The 16,718-nt window shown below is 50.1% G+C and carries 22 protein-coding genes and 1 pseudogene; 17 read left to right on the top strand and 6 right to left on the bottom strand.

From position 1 onward, the window contains the following. The first annotated feature begins 18 nt into the window (after positions 1–18). Entirely contained in the window at positions 19–642 is a 624-nt protein-coding gene (gene iprA / locus ACJHWK_RS10165) for a hydrogen peroxide resistance inhibitor IprA (RefSeq protein WP_001295817.1), read from the top strand. Here the strand turns inward: iprA and ampH are convergent, their stop codons facing one another. Next, entirely contained in the window at positions 643–1,800 is a 1,158-nt protein-coding gene (gene ampH, locus ACJHWK_RS10160) for a D-alanyl-D-alanine-carboxypeptidase/endopeptidase AmpH (protein ID WP_000830732.1), read from the bottom strand. Positions 1,801–2,151: 351 nt separating this feature from the next. On the opposite strand from ampH, the gene sbmA reads away from it, so the two are divergent. Continuing rightward, entirely contained in the window at positions 2,152–3,372 is a 1,221-nt protein-coding gene (gene sbmA, locus ACJHWK_RS10155) for a peptide antibiotic transporter SbmA (RefSeq protein WP_001304845.1), read from the top strand. 12 nt (positions 3,373–3,384) lie between these two features. Then, positions 3,385–4,479, top strand: a complete 1,095-nt coding sequence (yaiW, locus tag ACJHWK_RS10150) for a surface-exposed outer membrane lipoprotein YaiW (protein ID WP_001521982.1) — start codon at positions 3,385–3,387, stop codon at positions 4,477–4,479. Positions 4,480–4,536: 57 nt separating this feature from the next. Here the strand turns inward: yaiW and ACJHWK_RS10145 are convergent, their stop codons facing one another. Then, complete coding sequence (locus ACJHWK_RS10145; protein ID WP_000763151.1) at positions 4,537–4,845, bottom strand: YaiY family protein; 309 nt, start codon at positions 4,843–4,845, stop codon at positions 4,537–4,539. A gap of 259 nt (positions 4,846–5,104) precedes the next feature. On the opposite strand from ACJHWK_RS10145, the gene ACJHWK_RS10140 reads away from it, so the two are divergent. Further along, positions 5,105–5,317 carry a DUF2754 domain-containing protein gene (locus ACJHWK_RS10140; protein WP_001295334.1) on the top strand — a complete coding sequence of 71 codons (213 nt, stop codon included), beginning with the start codon at positions 5,105–5,107 and terminating at the stop codon, positions 5,315–5,317. 23 nt (positions 5,318–5,340) lie between these two features. Here the strand turns inward: ACJHWK_RS10140 and ddlA are convergent, their stop codons facing one another. Continuing rightward, positions 5,341–6,435: a D-alanine--D-alanine ligase gene (gene ddlA / locus ACJHWK_RS10135; RefSeq protein WP_000413677.1), complete on the bottom strand. Its 1,095-nt coding sequence runs from the start codon at positions 6,433–6,435 to the stop codon at positions 5,341–5,343. 77 nt (positions 6,436–6,512) lie between these two features. Here ddlA and ACJHWK_RS10130 point away from each other — a divergent pair, with 77 nt between their 5' ends. The 5 genes from ACJHWK_RS10130 to adrA all read left to right on the top strand — a co-directional run bounded on the left by ACJHWK_RS10130 (position 6,513) and on the right by adrA (position 10,330). Then, positions 6,513–6,716: a hypothetical protein gene (locus tag ACJHWK_RS10130; protein ID WP_000942026.1), complete on the top strand. Its 204-nt coding sequence runs from the start codon at positions 6,513–6,515 to the stop codon at positions 6,714–6,716. Between the two features lie 181 nt (positions 6,717–6,897). Next, complete coding sequence (gene iraP, locus ACJHWK_RS10125; RefSeq protein WP_000792975.1) at positions 6,898–7,158, top strand: anti-adapter protein IraP; 261 nt, start codon at positions 6,898–6,900, stop codon at positions 7,156–7,158. Between the two features lie 100 nt (positions 7,159–7,258). After that, positions 7,259–8,674, top strand: coding sequence for an alkaline phosphatase (gene phoA, locus ACJHWK_RS10120; RefSeq protein WP_001521983.1), 1,416 nt, complete (start codon positions 7,259–7,261; stop codon positions 8,672–8,674). A 118-nt stretch (positions 8,675–8,792) separates the two neighbouring features. Further along, entirely contained in the window at positions 8,793–9,113 is a 321-nt protein-coding gene (gene psiF, locus ACJHWK_RS10115; protein ID WP_001295332.1) for a phosphate starvation-inducible protein PsiF, read from the top strand. Between the two features lie 101 nt (positions 9,114–9,214). After that, positions 9,215–10,330 carry a diguanylate cyclase AdrA gene (gene adrA / locus ACJHWK_RS10110; protein ID WP_001521984.1) on the top strand — a complete coding sequence of 372 codons (1,116 nt, stop codon included), beginning with the start codon at positions 9,215–9,217 and terminating at the stop codon, positions 10,328–10,330. 16 nt (positions 10,331–10,346) lie between these two features. On the opposite strand, the gene proC is transcribed toward adrA, so the two are convergent. After that, positions 10,347–11,156, bottom strand: a complete 810-nt coding sequence (gene proC / locus ACJHWK_RS10105) for a pyrroline-5-carboxylate reductase (protein ID WP_001295331.1) — start codon at positions 11,154–11,156, stop codon at positions 10,347–10,349. Positions 11,157–11,275: 119 nt separating this feature from the next. Here proC and ACJHWK_RS10100 point away from each other — a divergent pair, with 119 nt between their 5' ends. The 7 genes and pseudogenes from ACJHWK_RS10100 (at position 11,276) to ACJHWK_RS10070 (ending at position 14,542) form a co-directional block, all read left to right on the top strand. Continuing rightward, positions 11,276–11,734 (top strand): YaiI/YqxD family protein, encoded by a 459-nt coding sequence (locus ACJHWK_RS10100; RefSeq protein ID WP_000158159.1) that lies wholly within the window; start codon positions 11,276–11,278, stop codon positions 11,732–11,734. A gap of 182 nt (positions 11,735–11,916) precedes the next feature. Next, the gene (aroL, locus tag ACJHWK_RS10095) at positions 11,917–12,441 is read left to right on the top strand and encodes a shikimate kinase AroL (protein WP_000193393.1); all 525 of its coding nucleotides are present in this window, start codon (positions 11,917–11,919) and stop codon (positions 12,439–12,441) included. A 49-nt stretch (positions 12,442–12,490) separates the two neighbouring features. Continuing rightward, a complete protein-coding gene (gene yaiA / locus ACJHWK_RS10090; RefSeq protein WP_001142439.1) occupies positions 12,491–12,682 on the top strand; it encodes a protein YaiA in 192 nt (63 codons plus the stop codon). A 257-nt stretch (positions 12,683–12,939) separates the two neighbouring features. Continuing rightward, positions 12,940–13,617 (top strand): AroM family protein, encoded by a 678-nt coding sequence (locus ACJHWK_RS10085; RefSeq protein WP_001276411.1) that lies wholly within the window; start codon positions 12,940–12,942, stop codon positions 13,615–13,617. Positions 13,618–13,688: 71 nt separating this feature from the next. Beyond that, positions 13,689–13,973, top strand: coding sequence for a pyrimidine/purine nucleoside phosphorylase (gene ppnP, locus ACJHWK_RS10080; protein ID WP_000941942.1), 285 nt, complete (start codon positions 13,689–13,691; stop codon positions 13,971–13,973). A gap of 147 nt (positions 13,974–14,120) precedes the next feature. Then, positions 14,121–14,462 (top strand): annotated as a pseudogene (locus ACJHWK_RS10075) (DUF2773 domain-containing protein); the annotation flags it as partial. Further along, positions 14,459–14,542 carry a protein YkiD gene (locus tag ACJHWK_RS10070; protein ID WP_120795376.1) on the top strand — a complete coding sequence of 28 codons (84 nt, stop codon included), beginning with the start codon at positions 14,459–14,461 and terminating at the stop codon, positions 14,540–14,542. The pseudogene ACJHWK_RS10075 and the gene ACJHWK_RS10070, both read left to right, overlap by 4 nt. A 77-nt stretch (positions 14,543–14,619) precedes the next feature. Here the strand turns inward: ACJHWK_RS10070 and rdgC are convergent, their stop codons facing one another. Further along, the gene (rdgC, locus tag ACJHWK_RS10065) at positions 14,620–15,531 is read right to left on the bottom strand and encodes a recombination-associated protein RdgC (protein ID WP_001298537.1); all 912 of its coding nucleotides are present in this window, start codon (positions 15,529–15,531) and stop codon (positions 14,620–14,622) included. Between the two features lie 124 nt (positions 15,532–15,655). On the opposite strand from rdgC, the gene mak reads away from it, so the two are divergent. Continuing rightward, a complete protein-coding gene (mak, locus tag ACJHWK_RS10060) occupies positions 15,656–16,564 on the top strand; it encodes a fructokinase (RefSeq protein ID WP_001521988.1) in 909 nt (302 codons plus the stop codon). A gap of 75 nt (positions 16,565–16,639) precedes the next feature. Here the strand turns inward: mak and ACJHWK_RS10055 are convergent. Next, on the bottom strand, positions 16,640–16,718 hold a 79-nt coding region (locus ACJHWK_RS10055), incomplete at its 5' end, for an IS3 family transposase (protein WP_323498327.1).

The raw sequence follows: 16,718 nt of genomic DNA, 5'->3' as shown, positions 1-16,718 counted from the left end.
ACTGCAAAGGACGCGCAAATGTTATCTGTAGTTAAACCTCTTCAGGAATTTGGTAAGCTCGATAAATGTTTGTCCAGATATGGCACGCGCTTCGAGTTTAATAATGAAAAGCAAGTTATATTTTCCAGTGATGTCAATAGCGAAGATACTTTCGTTATTTTAGAGGGCGTTATCTCTCTGCGTAGAGAAGAAAACGTACTTATCGGTATTACCCAGGCTCCTTATATTATGGGACTGGCTGATGGTTTAATGAAAAACGATATACCATACAAATTAATATCAGAAGGAAATTGTACGGGATATCATCTACCAGCCAAACAAACCATTACCCTTATTGAACAAAATCAACTCTGGCGAGATGCTTTTTACTGGTTAGCCTGGCAAAATAGAATTCTGGAATTACGCGACGTGCAGCTCATTGGGCATAATTCCTACGAACAAATCCGCGCGACGTTATTATCAATGATTGACTGGAATGAAGAATTGCGATCACGTATTGGGGTGATGAATTATATCCATCAACGTACACGCATATCGCGTTCTGTCGTCGCAGAAGTTCTCGCTGCTTTGCGTAAAGGCGGCTATATCGAAATGAATAAAGGCAAACTGGTCGCTATCAACCGTTTGCCTTCAGAGTATTAATCAGGATGCGGGGATAACCAACGGTTTATTCCCGCTTAGCTCGGTCACCAGGTCATTGATGCCATCGCTCATATTTTTAAAGCGCGTCAACGGCGAACGAGTGACCACCACAAACGCGCCAATATTCTTCTGCGGGATCATCGCCATATAGGTAATGAAACCGCCACCACCACCTGTCTTCTGAATAATCCCCGGACGACCCTCTTTCGGGGCCATATATACCCAGCCTAAACCAAGCGCATCCGCTTTGCCGGGGACATCCATGCCAATCACTTTCGTAAACTGCGCGCGCTGATAAATCAACGTCTGCATGCGATCAGCCTGGTTACTGCGCTGATAAAAATCGGATGACAAATACTGCTGCATCCAGCGCATCATATCGCCAGGCGTGGAATAGACGCCGCCGCTGCCAATTGCCGCCAGCGTGTTATTGCACGGACTGGCACCACGCTCAGCAACCATTAAACGGCGGCACTGATCCGGCGAGGGGGTGTAGGTGGTGTCTTTCATCCCCAATGGACGGGTAATCTGCTCTTCAAACAACTGGGTATAAGGCTTGCCGGACGCATTCGCCAGTGCATCTGCCAGCAGATCGAATGCGAGGTTGGAGTACGCGGCCTGGCTGCCCGGCGCGGCTTTTAGTTTGGCAGTGGAAAGGTATTTCCAGCGTTGCTCGCGCGTTGGCCAGACAAACACCGGACGATGTGCCGCGCCACCGGGCTGTTCACGGGGCAGGGCGCTGGTATGGGTTGCCAGATTGACCAGCGTAATGGGCGTCCCATTGTAGGTTGGCACGCGTGCGCCTGGCGGAGCATATTTACTTAGCGGATCGTTTAACTTCACGGTCCCCTGGTCGAGCAATTTCACCAGCATCTCACTGGTCATTAGCTTGGTGAGGGAAGCAATACGTATGACCGAATCCAGCTGCGGGCGAACGTTATTACCAGGTCGCGTTTCGCCATAACTGCGAAAGACGCGCTGGTTACCGTCGATAACAACCAGCGCCATCCCCGTGGCACCGCTGCCGTAAAAAATATGATCGGCATAACGATCGACAATATCAGAGGCGAACTCCGGTTCAGTGATCGGCTGCGCCGCATGGACGGAGGTCAATGACGCCGCACACAGCACGGCAGAAAAAAGCAGACTACGTTTCAACGGTGGTGTCCATAGATTGAATGAAGGTAACTGAGCGTATTTATACTACTCATTGATGGATTGCAAAGGGCGAATTAGAGCAATAATAGTGTTAAAAACGTAACGGCGCGTAAACACGATCTTTTTCCTGCTCACCAATGCCTGCATTTGTGATCCTGCGCGTGTTAATCCGCTTATGTAAACAATCTTTGGTTTGTGAAATCCGTCGAAACAATTCTTATGCTCAGGCTGGCGAACTAAGCGCCTTGCTATGGGTCACAATGGGCGGTTTCATTTGGCTGACTCTTTGTAGCGGTCATGCGGTTAATACACAGCAGTTGTTAAAACGATAAGAAGTTAGCAGGAGTGCATATGTTTAAGTCTTTTTTCCCAAAGCCGGGAACGTTTTTTCTCTCGGCCTTTGTTTGGGCATTGATTGCCGTTATCTTCTGGCAAGCAGGTGGGGGTGACTGGGTGGCGCGTATCACCGGAGCTTCCGGGCAGATCCCGATTAGCGCCGCGCGTTTCTGGTCGTTGGATTTTCTGATTTTTTACGCTTACTACATTGTTTGTGTAGGACTTTTTGCATTGTTCTGGTTTATCTACAGCCCGCATCGTTGGCAATACTGGTCAATACTCGGTACTGCACTGATCATCTTCGTCACCTGGTTTTTGGTGGAAGTCGGGGTCGCCGTCAACGCCTGGTATGCGCCGTTCTATGATCTGATTCAAACCGCGCTAAGTTCGCCGCATAAAGTCACCATCGAACAATTTTACCGCGAAGTGGGCGTCTTTCTGGGGATTGCGCTGATCGCGGTAGTGATCAGTGTGCTGAACAACTTCTTTGTCAGTCACTACGTGTTCCGCTGGCGTACGGCGATGAACGAATATTACATGGCGAACTGGCAACAACTGCGTCATATCGAAGGTGCCGCCCAACGTGTGCAGGAAGATACCATGCGTTTTGCTTCAACGCTGGAGAATATGGGCGTCAGCTTTATCAACGCTATCATGACGTTGATCGCCTTCCTGCCGGTGCTGGTAACGCTCTCCGCGCATGTGCCGGAGCTGCCGATTGTCGGGCACATTCCGTATGGCCTGGTGATTGCCGCTATCGTCTGGTCGCTAATGGGGACCGGATTGCTGGCAGTGGTAGGGATCAAACTGCCGGGGCTGGAGTTTAAAAACCAGCGTGTAGAGGCTGCCTACCGTAAAGAGCTGGTTTATGGTGAAGACGATGCCACGCGCGCGACGCCGCCTACGGTACGCGAGCTGTTTAGCGCCGTACGGAAAAACTATTTCCGCCTCTATTTTCACTATATGTATTTCAACATCGCCCGCATTCTCTATTTGCAGGTCGATAACGTTTTCGGTTTGTTCTTGCTGTTTCCGTCAATTGTTGCCGGTACGATTACGCTCGGCCTGATGACGCAGATTACCAACGTTTTTGGTCAGGTTCGCGGAGCTTTCCAGTACCTGATTAACTCATGGACCACACTGGTTGAGTTGATGTCTATCTACAAACGTCTGCGCAGCTTTGAACATGAGCTGGATGGTGACAAAATTCAGGAAGTAACCCATACCTTGAGCTAAAAAGGAGAAGTAATGTCGCGCGTCAATCATCTATCTTCGCTGTCATTGTTGGCGGTTCTGGTTTTAGCGGGGTGTAGTAGTCAGGCTCCGCAACCGTTGAAAAAGGGCGAAAAAGCGATAGATGTGGCGAGCGTCGTGCGGCAGAAGATGCCTGCGAGCGTGAAAGACCGCGATGCCTGGGCGAAAGATCTCGCCACCACGTTTGAAAGTCAGGGGCTGGCACCGACGCTGGAAAACGTCTGCTCGGTGCTGGCGGTGGCGCAGCAGGAGTCAAATTATCAGGCAGATCCGGCCGTTCCGGGCTTAAGCAAGATCGCCTGGCAAGAGATTGACCGTCGTGCTGAACGGATGCACATTCCTGCTTTTCTGGTGCATACCGCGCTAAAAATCAAATCGCCAAACGGCAAAAGCTATAGCGAACGGTTAGATTCGGTGCGTACAGAAAAGCAATTGAGCGCGATTTTTGACGATCTGATCAGCATGGTGCCAATGGGGCAGACGTTGTTTGGTTCGCTTAATCCGGTGCGCACCGGTGGGCCGATGCAGGTCAGCATTGCCTTTGCCGAACAGCATACCAAAGGGTATCCGTGGAAAATGGACGGTAAAGTCCGTCAGGAAGTCTTCAGTCGTCGCGGCGGGTTGTGGTTTGGTACTTACCATTTACTGAATTATCCCGCCAGCTATAGCGCGCCGATATACCGTTTTGCTGATTTTAACGCTGGCTGGTACGCCAGCCGTAATGCCGCGTTTCAGAACGCGGTCAGTAAAGCCAGCGGCGTGAAGCTGGCACTGGACGGTGATTTAATTCGTTACGACAGTAAAGAGCCCGGGAAAACCGAACTGGCAACGCGCAAACTGGCGGGAAAACTGGGGATGAGTGACAGTGAAATTCGCCGCCAGTTAGAGAAAGGGGACAGCTTCTCTTTTGAGGAGACGGCGCTGTACAAGAAAGTTTATCAACTTGCCGAAGCGAAAACGGGTAAATCACTACCCCGCGAAATGTTGCCTGGCATTCAACTGGAAAGCCCGAAAATCACCCGCAACCTGACTACGGCCTGGTTTGCGAAGCGCGTAGACGAACGGCGGGCGCGTTGTATGAAACAGTGATCAAACAGGAATGTCATGCCAGATAAAGCGTTTTAGGTCCTATCTGGCAAGTAAATCTTACTGGCGGCGATGTCGCCAGTGCAGCCATAGCGCCACTACTGCAAAAATGAGGCAGCCAACTAAAAACGGGATCAGCCCGAAAATGGTGCCGACACCTAAACCAATTTCCACCCGTGGGCGACCTGTTTCCTGGACCTGCATTAAACGCTCATAGACGCCGGGCGCATGCACTAGCAGGTTCAGCAATTGCGCCCCAGCCCAAAAGCAAAACAGCACAAACAACGCATAGGCAATATTGCCAGGCGTTGAAGAGGCATTGCGATATTTTCCGCTAAACAGCGATTTTGACAGGGTGAAATCAGCCATAAAAACCTCCGGAAGTCATCTGCTTCTCTTCTGGTGTGATACCAGCGGCTTATGGCAAGTCTGACAGGTCATTAAGATTGTCAATATCAGAATCATGGTAAATTGATGTTGGGAATATTCCCGAAGCGTGAATCTTCGTCGTAAGTCACAAAATGACAACCTTAAGTTAAATTTATTAACAATTACGGAAATGTTGTCTACGCCACAGACGGATGTTGCAGAATATGCAAGGATGTTGTTTTTCGTTAACGGAGCTGCCATGAACTTGCCTGTAAAAATCCGCCGTGACTGGCACTACTATGCGTTCGCCATTGGCCTTATATTCATTCTTAATGGCGTGGTGGGGTTACTGGGATTTGAAGCAAAAGGTTGGCAGACCTATGCCGTCGGTCTGGTGACGTGGGTGATTAGTTTCTGGCTGGCGGGGCTGATTATTCGTCGTCGCGATGAAGAAACTGAAAACGCCCAATAAGAATATTATCGGGCGTTTAAATATTACATTGTGGTTTTCAATGCGTTATCCGCAGCGTGACGCTCCAGCGCCAGCTCAATCAAACGGGTGATCAGGTCGGTGTAACCCAGACCGCTGGCTTGCCACAGCTTCGGATACATACTGATGTTGGTGAAGCCAGGCAGTGTGTTGATCTCGTTGATCACCACTTCGTTCTCTGGGGTTAAAAACACGTCTACACGCGCCATGCCTGCGCATCCCAACGTCTGATAAGCCTGAACGGCAATTGCCCGGATCTTATCGTTGATTTCTGGCGCAATGGCTGCCGGAACTACCACTTTCGCGCCATCTTCGTCAATGTACTTGGTGTCGTAGGCATAAAAATCGCTGGTGAGTACGATCTCGCCACAGGTGCTGGCTTGCGGATTGTCGTTGCCCAGAACTGCGCATTCGATCTCACGACCTTTGATCCCTTGCTCAACGATCACTTTATGGTCGAACTCGAACGCCAGATCGACGGCAATTGCGTACTGTTCTTCACTGGTTACTTTGCTGACACCAACAGAAGAGCCCTGATTAGCCGGTTTTACAAACAGCGGTAACCCCAGTTTAGACTCCACTTCGGCAAAACTGATGTTGTGACGATTAGCGCGCGTCAGGGTAATAAATGGCGCAATGTTCAGCCCGGCATCGCGCAGCAGACGTTTGGTGACATCTTTATCCATACAGGCCGCTGAAGCCAGAACATCAGAACCTACAAACGGTAAATTGGCGACCCGCAGCATTCCCTGCAAGGAACCATCTTCGCCCAGCGTACCGTGGACAATCGGGAAAATGACATCCACCGTCGGCAACGGCTGACCGTTTTGCGCGTCGATAAGCTGATGTTCATGTTTACCAGGCACCTGCGCAAGGCTGGTCGCCGAAGGGCGCAACGCAATATGGGCAGGATCGTCTGCATTTAGCAGATAATTGCTGGCATCGCTGACGTGCCATTGCCCTTGTTTATCAATGCCCAGCAGCACAACGTCGAAGCGACTTTTATCAATGGCATCGACAATGTTTTTTGCCGATTGCAGAGACACTTCATGTTCCGCTGATTTACCACCAAAAACGATTCCTACCCGCAGTTTTTCCATCTTAAAAACCTATCCCGTCTAACACAAAGTGCATACATTACCACGACAAAACGGGGGATTCGCGGCCTTCTGACAGAATGTTGCAATCTTCTGCTGACAAAGCGTGCAACGTACTGGTGAAGAAAGCGCGTTATCTCAATGATGTGCGCAAGATCACAAAAATGATGAACGGGAAGCTAATTTATTCCTGGCTTGTATGGCCATGCAGTGAGTTTTTTTCTCTTAATTATAAGTTTACGAAGAGAATATATTTCATAACTTTTATTTATAATAAAGGTTGATAATTAAAAGCCTATATTTTGTGTGGGTAATTATTAAAATAAGAGAAACGTTTCGCTGGTAATCAAACAAAAAATATTTGCGCAAAGTATTTCCTTTGTCATAAAAATAATACTTCCAGACACTATGAAGTTGTGAAACATAATGTTAACTTCTCCATACTTTGGATAAGGAAATACAGACATGAAAAATCTCATTGCTGAGTTGTTATTTAAGCTTGCCCAAAAAGAAGAAGAGTCGAAAGAACTGTGCGCGCAGGTAGAAGCTTTGGAGATTATCGTCACTGCAATGCTTCGCAATATGGCGCAAAATGACCAACAAAGGTTGATTGATCAGGTAGAGGGGGCGCTGTACGAGGTAAAGCCCGATGCCAGCATTCCTGACGACGATACGGAGCTGCTGCGCAATTATGTAAAGAAGTTATTGAAGCATCCTCGTCAGTAAAAAGTTAATCTTTTCAACAGCTGTCATAAAGCTGTCACGGCCGAGACTTATAGTCGCTTTGTTTTTATTTTTTAATGTATTTGTACATGGAGAAAATAAAGTGAAACAAAGCACTATTGCACTGGCACTCTTACCGTTACTGTTTACCCCTGTGACAAAAGCCCGGACACCAGAAATGCCTGTTCTGGAAAACCGGGCTGCTCAGGGAGATATTACTGCACCCGGCGGTGCTCGCCGCTTAACGGGTGATCAGACCGCCGCTCTGCGTGATTCTCTTAGCGATAAACCCGCCAAAAATATTATTTTGCTGATTGGCGATGGGATGGGGGACTCGGAAATTACTGCTGCACGCAATTATGCCGAAGGTGCGGGCGGCTTTTTTAAAGGTATCGATGCATTACCGCTTACCGGGCAATACACTCACTATGCGCTGAATAAAAAAACCGGTAAACCGGACTACGTCACCGACTCGGCTGCATCAGCAACCGCCTGGTCAACTGGTGTCAAAACCTATAACGGCGCGCTGGGCGTCGATATTCACGAAAAAGATCACCCAACGATTCTGGAAATGGCAAAAGCCGCAGGTCTGGCGACCGGTAACGTTTCTACCGCAGAGTTGCAGGATGCTACGCCCGCTGCGCTGGTGTCGCATGTGACCTCGCGCAAATGCTACGGTCCGAGCGTGACCAGTGAAAAATGTACGGGTAACGCTCTGGAAAAAGGCGGGAAAGGATCGATTACCGAACAGCTGCTTAACGCTCGTGCCGATGTTACGCTTGGCGGCGGCGCAAAAACCTTTGCTGAAACGGCAACCGCCGGTGAATGGCAGGGAAAAACGCTGCGTGAACAGGCACAGGCGCGTGGTTATCAGTTGGTGAGTGATGCTGCCTCGCTAAATGCGGTGACGGAAGCGAACCAGCAAAAACCCCTGCTAGGACTGTTTGCTGACGGCAATATGCCAGTGCGCTGGCTAGGACCGAAAGCAACGTACCACGGCAATATCGATAAGCCCGCAGTCACCTGTACGCCTAATCCGCAACGTAATGACAGTGTACCGACCCTGGCGCAGATGACCGACAAAGCCATTGAATTGTTGAGTAAAAATGAGAAAGGCTTTTTCCTGCAAGTTGAAGGTGCATCCATCGATAAACAGGATCACGCTGCGAATCCTTGTGGGCAAATTGGCGAGACGGTCGATCTCGATGAAGCCGTACAACGTGCGCTGGAATTCGCTAAAAAGGATGGCAACACGCTGGTCATAGTCACCGCTGATCACGCCCACGCCAGCCAGATTGTCGCGGCGGACACCAAAGCGCCGGGCCTCACCCAGGCGCTAAATACCAAAGATGGCGCAGTGATGGTGATGAGTTACGGGAACTCCGAAGAGGATTCACAAGAACATACCGGCAGTCAGTTGCGTATTGCGGCGTATGGCCCACATGCTGCCAATGTCGTTGGACTGACCGACCAGACCGATCTCTTCTACACCATGAAAGCCGCCCTGGGGCTGAAATAAAACCGCGCCCGGCGGTGAATTTTCGCTGTCGGGTGGTTTTTTTGCTGTTAGCAACCAGACTTAATGGCAGATCACGGGCGCAAACGCTCATGGTTAAAACATGAAGAGGGATGGTGCTATGAAAATAACATTACTGGTTACCTTGCTTTTCGGACTGGTTTTTTTAACCACCGTCGGCGCTGCCGAGAGAACCTTAACCCCGCAACAACAGCGTATGACCTCCTGTAATCAGCAGGCGACGGCGCAGGCGTTGAAAGGGGATGCTCGTAAGACCTACATGAGTGATTGCCTGAAGAACAGCAAGTCTGCGCCTGGTGAAAAAAGTTTGACGCCACAGCAGCAAAAGATGCGCGAATGTAATAATCAAGCAACGCAACAATCTCTGAAAGGTGATGATCGTAATAAGTTTATGAGCGCCTGCCTCAAGAAAGCCGCCTGATATCTGATAGTGCTAACGGGTGAGCTACGAAAATGGCTCACCCGAAATTTCATACTTCTGCCTTTAGCCCCGTCTCTATAATTTGGGAAAATTGTTTCTGAATGTTCCCAAAAATAATGAATGATGAAAACTTTTTCAAAAAAGCGGCGGCGCATGGGGAGGAACCTCCTTTAACTCCTCAAAACGATCATCAGCGATCCGGGCTGCGCTTCGCCCGTCGCGTCAGACTACCCCGCGCGGTTGGCCTGGCTGGCATGTTCTTACCGATTGCTTCAACGCTGGTTTCGCACCCGCCGCCGGGCTGGTGGTGGCTGGTGTTGGTCGGCTGGGCGTTCGTCTGGCCGCATTTAGCCTGGCAGATAGCGAGCAGGGCCGTCGATCCGCTTAGCCGGGAAATTTACAACTTAAAAACCGATGCAGTATTAGCGGGAATGTGGGTAGGCGTAATGGGCGTAAACGTGCTGCCTTCCACCGCGATGTTGATGATTATGTGTCTGAATTTGATGGGGGCAGGCGGCCCCCGTCTGTTTGTCGCGGGTCTGGTGTTGATGGTGGTTTCCTGCCTTGTCACCCTCGAACTGACGGGCATCACCGTGTCGTTCAATAGTGCGCCGCTGGAATGGTGGCTCTCCCTTCCCATTATCGTCATTTATCCTCTGCTGTTTGGCTGGGTCAGCTACCAGACGGCGACTAAACTGGCGGAACATAAACGCAGGTTGCAGGTCATGAGTACCCGCGACGGTATGACGGGCGTGTATAACCGACGTCATTGGGAAACTATGTTACGCAATGAATTTGATAACTGTCGGCGGCATAACCGCGATGCGACATTACTGATTATCGATATCGACCATTTCAAGAGCATCAACGATACCTGGGGCCATGATGTGGGCGATGAAGCGATTGTGGCGCTTACCCGACAGTTACAAATAACCCTGCGCGGTAGCGATGTGATTGGTCGGTTTGGCGGCGATGAGTTTGCGGTAATCATGTCCGGTACGCCAGCTGAGAGCGCCATTACCGCCATGTTACGAGTGCATGAAGGGCTAAATACATTACGTCTGCCGAATACGCCACAGGTAACTTTACGGATTAGTGTGGGGGTTGCGCCGCTGAACCCACAAATGAGTCACTATCGTGAGTGGTTGAAATCGGCAGATTTGGCGCTTTACAAAGCAAAGAAAGCCGGACGTAACCGCACCGAAGTGGCGGCCTGACGTCCGGCAAAAGTCATCAGGATTTACTGAGTTTTTCTGATTTTTCCATACACTTCGTCATCGCTTCGATCACTGCGGCACGGAAGCCTTTCTCTTCCAGTACGCGTACCGCCTCAATGGTGGTGCCTCCCGGTGAGCAGACCATATCTTTCAGTGCCCCCGGATGTTCTCCCGTTTCCAGCACCATTTTTGCGGAACCCATTACCGCCTGAGCGGCAAATTTATACGCCTGGGCGCGAGGCATCCCGCCCAGCACGGCGGCGTCGGCCATCGCTTCGATAAACATAAAGACGTAGGCTGGGGAAGAACCGCTCACACCGACCACCGGGTGGATCATCGGCTCGGCAATTACTTCCGCTTCGCCAAAGCAGCGGAAAATATTCAGCACATCAGCGGTATCTTCTGGGGTTACCAGCGCGTTTGGCGTTACGGAGGTCATCCCTGCATTAACCAGCGCGGGAGTGTTCGGCATGGCGCGGATAATTTTCCGGTCATGGCCCAGCGCACGGGCAAGCTGGTCGAGCGTGACACCTGCTGCAATAGAAACGACCAGAGAGTCTTTATTCAGGCTGGAGGTGATTTCGCTAAGCACTTTAATCATGATGCCTGGTTTAACGGCGGCAAAAATGATGTCAGCGATTTGCGCCACTTCTTGCGCCGATTCTGCGGCGTTGATGCCGAACTGGTCATGCAGGGCGGCGACTTTATCCGGGGAGGGGGTATATACCCAGATTTGCCCTGGAAGCACCTGACCGCTGGCAATCAGACCGCCGAGAATGGCTTTTCCCATATTGCCGCAGCCAATAAAACCGATTTTCTTTTCCATTGCCTCACTCCTGCCGTGAAATTCATTGTTTTGATAATCGCTGGCAGAAGCATAAACAGAACTATGCCGGAAGGCAAAAGCGCGACACAATAGAGAATTACCCAACAAAGGATGACTTTATGACAATTTGGGTGGATGCCGACGCGTGTCCCAATGTAATTAAAGAGATTTTGTATCGCGCGGCTGAACGTATGCAGATGCCGCTGGTACTGGTAGCAAACCAGAGTTTACGCGTACCGCCTTCGCGATTTATTCGAACGCTGCGCGTCGCGGCAGGTTTCGACGTTGCCGATAACGAAATTGTCCGGCAGTGTGAAGCTGGCGATTTGGTGATCACCGCAGATATTCCTTTGGCTGCTGAAGCCATCGAGAAAGGCGCGGCGGCGCTTAATCCACGCGGCGAACGTTACACGCCAGCGACCATTCGTGAGCGCCTGACGATGCGCGATTTTATGGATACCTTACGCGCCAGTGGGATCCAAACCGGGGGACCAGATAGCCTTTCACAACGTGACCGCCAGGCCTTTGCCGCGGAGCTGGAGAAGTGGTGGCTGGAAGTGCAACGTAGTCGTGGCTGAATGTAATTTATTATTTACACTTCATTCTTGAAAATTTATTGGTATAGTAAGGGATGTATTAAAATTTTCACTTTAAGTGGAATTTTTTCTTTACAATCGAAATTGTACTAGTTTGATGGTATGATCGCTACTCTCATGACACCGGCTTTCGCCGCATTGCGACCTATTGGGGAAAACCCACGATGACACAACCTCTTTTTCTGATCGGGCCTCGGGGCTGTGGTAAAACAACGGTCGGAATGGCTCTTGCCGATTCGCTTAACCGTCGGTTTGTCGATACCGACCAGTGGTTGCAATCACAGCTCAATATGACGGTCGCGGAGATCGTCGAAAGGGAAGAGTGGGCGGGATTCCGCGCCAGAGAAACGGCGGCGCTGGAAGCGGTAACTGCGCCATCCACCGTTATCGCCACGGGCGGCGGCATTATTCTGACGGAATTTAATCGTCACTTTATGCAAAATAACGGGATCGTGGTTTATTTGTGTGCGCCAGTATCAGTCCTGGTTAACCGACTGCAAGCTGCACCGGAAGAAGATTTACGGCCAACCTTAACGGGGAAACCGCTGAGCGAAGAAGTTCAGGAAGTGCTGGAAGAACGCGATGCGCTATATCGCGAAGTTGCGCATATTATCATCGACGCAACAAACGAACCAAGCCAGGTGATTTCTGAAATTCGCAGTGCCCTGGCACAGACGATCAATTGTTGATTTTCGAGCGCCTATACTTAACGTTCATCCCGTGAAATAAGGAAGAACGATGCCAACGAAACCGCCTTATCCTCGTGAAGCATATATAGTGACGATTGAAAAAGGAAAGCCAGGACAGACGGTAACCTGGTACCAACTCAGAGCCGATCATCCTAAACCAGACTCGTTGATCAGTGAACATCCGACCGCTCAGGAAGCGATGGATGCGAAAAAACGCTATGAGGACCCTGACAAAGAGTGACCGCATCAGACTGCTCGGAAGGGATTCTGAGTGCCACCACAAGGGATCTGCGTCACATTTTTCACAATTCATGTTTTTCAAATAATTAGAATATTAAACAATAACAATCCATTACTGGAATCATTTGGAATCTTTACATTATGCCGTGCAGGTCTGCTGCTACGCTTTTTGTCATTTGTAGCACAGGTAAGTGTCAGCAGTGGTGCTTAGCGCTTGCCCGGTAATTAACGACGAAATAAAAGTAAGGTGGAAGAACAATGAGTGCGTCGTTGGCGATTCTAACCATCGGCATTGTACCTATGCAGGAAGTTTTGCCGCTCCTGACAGAATACATTGACGAAGATAATATTTCCCATCATAGCCTGCTGGGGAAGTTAAGCCGCGAAGAAGTGATGGCGGAGTACGCGCCAGAAGCAGGCGAAGACACCATTCTCACATTATTAAATGACAACCAGCTGGCCCATGTTTCGCGTCGTAAAGTGGAACGAGACCTGCAAGGTGTGGTTGAAGTGCTCGATAATCAGGGTTACGACGTCATTATATTAATGAGTACAGCAAACATTAGTAGTATGACCGCGCGTAATACGATCTTTCTTGAGCCGTCGCGGATATTGCCACCGCTGGTTTCCTCTATTGTTGAAGATCATCAGGTGGGGGTTATCGTACCGGTTGAGGAGTTGCTGACCGTTCAGGCGCAAAAATGGCAAATTTTGCAGAAACCGCCAGTATTTTCATTGGGTAACCCCATTCATGATTCAGAACAAAAAATCATTGATGCCGGGAAAGAATTACTGGCAAAAGGGGCTGATGTCATCATGCTGGATTGTTTGGGATTTAACCAGCGTCATCGCGATTTACTGCAAAAACAGCTCGATGTTCCTGTCTTGCTCTCTAACGTATTGATTGCACGGCTGGCTGCGGAATTACTGGTGTAATTTTGCGTGACAGCCAGCGCCTCTGGCCCCTATAGTGAAGTAGATGTTCAACTACCAGACAGGGCCAGTTTATGCTTCAAAGTAATGAGTACTTTTCCGGCAAAGTGAAATCGATCGGCTTTTCCAGCAGCAGCACTGGTCGCGCCAGCGTGGGTGTTATGGTTGAAGGCGAATACACCTTCAGCACCGCTGAGCCGGAAGAGATGACGGTAATCAGTGGCGCGCTGAATGTGTTACTGCCTGACGCGACCGACTGGCAAGTGTATGAAGCCGGTTCGGTGTTTAATGTTCCCGGTCACAGTGAGTTTCATCTGCAAGTTGCCGAACCCACCTCTTATCTGTGCCGCTATCTGTAATTCCTCGCCTTCCCCTTGAACGGGAGGGCATTTTTCTGAAATGTTCTCTCATAAACCCATAATAATATTTCCTTTGCTGCGATTTTTTCGATTTCCGATATATTCATAATTCATCAAGGTTGATATAAATATCAGCGAAGATCTCCAGATATTGTTGCGGAACTGGCGACGATAAAAGATAAATCAGATGATGAATGGTGGCGTGCATTGCTGCAAAGTCGCAATGATCATTTGCGCCAAACGGCATTGCGCAACGCACATACCCCGGCGTCGTTGTTAACGGCATTGACTGAGCCTCAGGATCGGGCGTTGGTTATTAATAATCCACAGTTGGCTGCCGATGTGAAAACGATGTGGTTAAAAGATGATCCATCATTACTCTTATTTGTCGATCAACCCGATCTTTCGCTGTTACGTGATTTAGTGAAAACCGGGGCAACGCGGAAAATTCGCAGTGAAGCGCGTCACCGGCTTGAGGAAAAACAATGACACAACGCCCATGGAGCAAGTTACAGCGTAAAACGCATAATATTGCTGCGCTAAAAATTATTGCCCGCCGTAGCGAATAATTATATGCCTGGTGTGGCTTCGTACGCCGGATAAGACGCGGCAGGCGTCGCATCCGGCATTAAAGGTAAATCAGCAATTAACGTTGTGCTTCGCCACCTAATCCTTCAATCAGGTTTTGAATTAACGCTGCCAGTTCACCAGTCATCAGGATGAAATCGGCATCAAAACGCTGGGCGAAATCTTCACGGTCGATATCTTCGTTTTGATCGCGCAGCTCGTCGCAGAACTTCAGACGCTTGAGCGAACCATCGTCGCACATCACAAACTGAATGCGCTGCTGCCAGTCGAGCGCCAGTTTAGTCACCACTTTTCCGGCTTCAATGTGATTGGTGATCTCTTCGCTGGTCAGATCTTGTTTCTTCGCGCGGATCACTCCACCATCTTCCAGCAGCGATTTCAGCTCGGCTTCATCAAGCAGCTGGAAGCCCTGTGCCGCGCTGCCGGAGCGTACCCATTCGGTCAGCGTCAGTTCAATCGGGTTTTCCATGCTCAATGGTACAACCGGTAACGACCCCAGGCTTTTACGCAGTAATGCCAGCGTATCTTCCGCTTTTTTGGCACTGGCGCAGTCCACCATAATCAAACCGTTAACCGTGTCGATCCACATCATTGTCTGGCTAAAACGGCTGAAAGCACGTGGCAGCAGAGAGTGCAGCACTTCGTCTTTCAGCGAATCTTTTTCGGTTTTCTTCAGCTTACGCGCCTGTTCCGCTTCCAGTTTGGCGATTTTCGCTTCCAGCGCCTGTTTAATCACCGGAGACGGGAGGATTTTTTCTTCTTTGCGCGCGCAGATAACAATTTGACCATTGGCAACGTGCGTTAACGCATCGCTGTGCGATCCCATCGGAGGAACCCAGCCCATCTTCGCCATGTCCTGGCTGCCGCATGGGGTAAATGCCATCGAGGCTAGCTGTTTTTCCATCTCTTCTGCACGCAACGAAATCTCGCGGCTAAGACGGTAAACCATTAAATTTTTGAACCACAGCATGATAATTTCCACGGCCTTGTCGTTAAATTTAGCGGGCATGATAACGAATTGTCGGCGGCCTTGCATTGCCAATCCAGTTGTCCGTCTCTACGCTATTGATATTGAAAAAAATAAGGAGAGTACCGTGCGTATAGGTATCGATTTAGGCGGCACCAAAACTGAAGTGATTGCACTGGGCGATGCAGGGGAGCAGTTGTACCGCCATCGTCTGCCCACGCCGCGTGATGATTACCGGCAGACTATTGAAACGATCGCCACGTTGGTTGATATGGCGGAGCAGGCGACAGGGCTGCGCGGAACGGTAGGTATGGGCATTCCTGGCTCAATTTCGCCTTACACCGGCGTGGTGAAGAATGCCAATTCAACCTGGCTCAACGGTCAGCCATTCGATAAAGACTTAAGCGCGCGGTTGCAGCGGGAAGTGCGGCTGGCAAATGACGCCAACTGTCTGGCGGTTTCAGAAGCAGTAGATGGCGCGGCAGCGGGAGCGCAGACGGTATTTGCCGTGATTATCGGCACGGGATGCGGCGCGGGCGTGGCATTCAATGGGCGGGCGCATATCGGCGGCAATGGCACGGCAGGTGAGTGGGGACACAATCCGCTACCGTGGATGGACGAAGACGAACTGCGTTATCGCGAGGAAGTCCCTTGTTATTGCGGTAAACAAGGTTGTATTGAAACCTTTATTTCGGGCACGGGATTCGCGACGGATTATCGTCGTTTGAGCGGACATGCGCTGAAAGGCAGTGAAATTATCCGCCTGGTTGAAGAAAGCGATCCGGTAGCGGAACTGGCATTGCGTCGCTACGAGCTGCGGCTGGCAAAATCGCTGGCACATGTCGTGAATATTCTCGATCCGGATGTGATTGTCCTGGGGGGCGGGATGAGCAATGTAGACCGTTTATATCAAACGGTTCCGCAGTTGATTAAACAATTTGTCTTCGGCGGCGAATGTGAAACACCGGTGCGTAAGGCGAAGCACGGTGATTCCAGCGGCGTACGCGGCGCTGCGTGGTTATGGCCACAAGAGTAAAAAACGTAGGCAATTGGCGCATCATGCCTGATGCGACGCTTGCTGAACTGAACCCCAAAACCTGGACAGTTTCAGTTAACCGGCTTTTTGATGCTCAGTCCGGTATTCTACCGGACTGAGTCCCCCAAGACTGAGTTTTATTCTTTTTTGATTC

Source organism: Escherichia sp. WS547 (assembly GCF_046486065.1).
Classification (GTDB): Bacteria; Pseudomonadota; Gammaproteobacteria; order Enterobacterales; family Enterobacteriaceae; genus Escherichia; species Escherichia coli.
The sequence above is the reverse complement of the archived record's forward strand: the minus strand, read 5'-3'. Positions and strand labels throughout refer to the sequence as shown.

Excerpts from the sequence above, each read along its gene's own strand:
- iprA (WP_001295817.1), top strand. The coding sequence starts at position 19 with ATGTTATCTGTAGTTAAACCTCTTCAGGAATTTGGTAAGCTCGATAAA.
- sbmA (WP_001304845.1), top strand. The coding sequence starts at position 2,152 with ATGTTTAAGTCTTTTTTCCCAAAGCCGGGAACGTTTTTTCTCTCGGCC.
- yaiW (WP_001521982.1), top strand. The coding sequence starts at position 3,385 with ATGTCGCGCGTCAATCATCTATCTTCGCTGTCATTGTTGGCGGTTCTG.
- ACJHWK_RS10145 (WP_000763151.1), bottom strand. The coding sequence starts at position 4,845 with ATGGCTGATTTCACCCTGTCAAAATCGCTGTTTAGCGGAAAATATCGC.
- ACJHWK_RS10140 (WP_001295334.1), top strand. The coding sequence starts at position 5,105 with ATGAACTTGCCTGTAAAAATCCGCCGTGACTGGCACTACTATGCGTTC.
- ddlA (WP_000413677.1), bottom strand. The coding sequence starts at position 6,435 with ATGGAAAAACTGCGGGTAGGAATCGTTTTTGGTGGTAAATCAGCGGAA.
- ACJHWK_RS10130 (WP_000942026.1), top strand. The coding sequence starts at position 6,513 with ATGTTGCAATCTTCTGCTGACAAAGCGTGCAACGTACTGGTGAAGAAA.
- iraP (WP_000792975.1), top strand. The coding sequence starts at position 6,898 with ATGAAAAATCTCATTGCTGAGTTGTTATTTAAGCTTGCCCAAAAAGAA.
- psiF (WP_001295332.1), top strand. The coding sequence starts at position 8,793 with ATGAAAATAACATTACTGGTTACCTTGCTTTTCGGACTGGTTTTTTTA.
- adrA (WP_001521984.1), top strand. The coding sequence starts at position 9,215 with ATGTTCCCAAAAATAATGAATGATGAAAACTTTTTCAAAAAAGCGGCG.
- proC (WP_001295331.1), bottom strand. The coding sequence starts at position 11,156 with ATGGAAAAGAAAATCGGTTTTATTGGCTGCGGCAATATGGGAAAAGCC.
- ACJHWK_RS10100 (WP_000158159.1), top strand. The coding sequence starts at position 11,276 with ATGACAATTTGGGTGGATGCCGACGCGTGTCCCAATGTAATTAAAGAG.
- aroL (WP_000193393.1), top strand. The coding sequence starts at position 11,917 with ATGACACAACCTCTTTTTCTGATCGGGCCTCGGGGCTGTGGTAAAACA.
- yaiA (WP_001142439.1), top strand. The coding sequence starts at position 12,491 with ATGCCAACGAAACCGCCTTATCCTCGTGAAGCATATATAGTGACGATT.
- ACJHWK_RS10085 (WP_001276411.1), top strand. The coding sequence starts at position 12,940 with ATGAGTGCGTCGTTGGCGATTCTAACCATCGGCATTGTACCTATGCAG.
- ppnP (WP_000941942.1), top strand. The coding sequence starts at position 13,689 with ATGCTTCAAAGTAATGAGTACTTTTCCGGCAAAGTGAAATCGATCGGC.
- ACJHWK_RS10070 (WP_120795376.1), top strand. The coding sequence starts at position 14,459 with ATGACACAACGCCCATGGAGCAAGTTACAGCGTAAAACGCATAATATT.
- rdgC (WP_001298537.1), bottom strand. The coding sequence starts at position 15,531 with ATGCTGTGGTTCAAAAATTTAATGGTTTACCGTCTTAGCCGCGAGATT.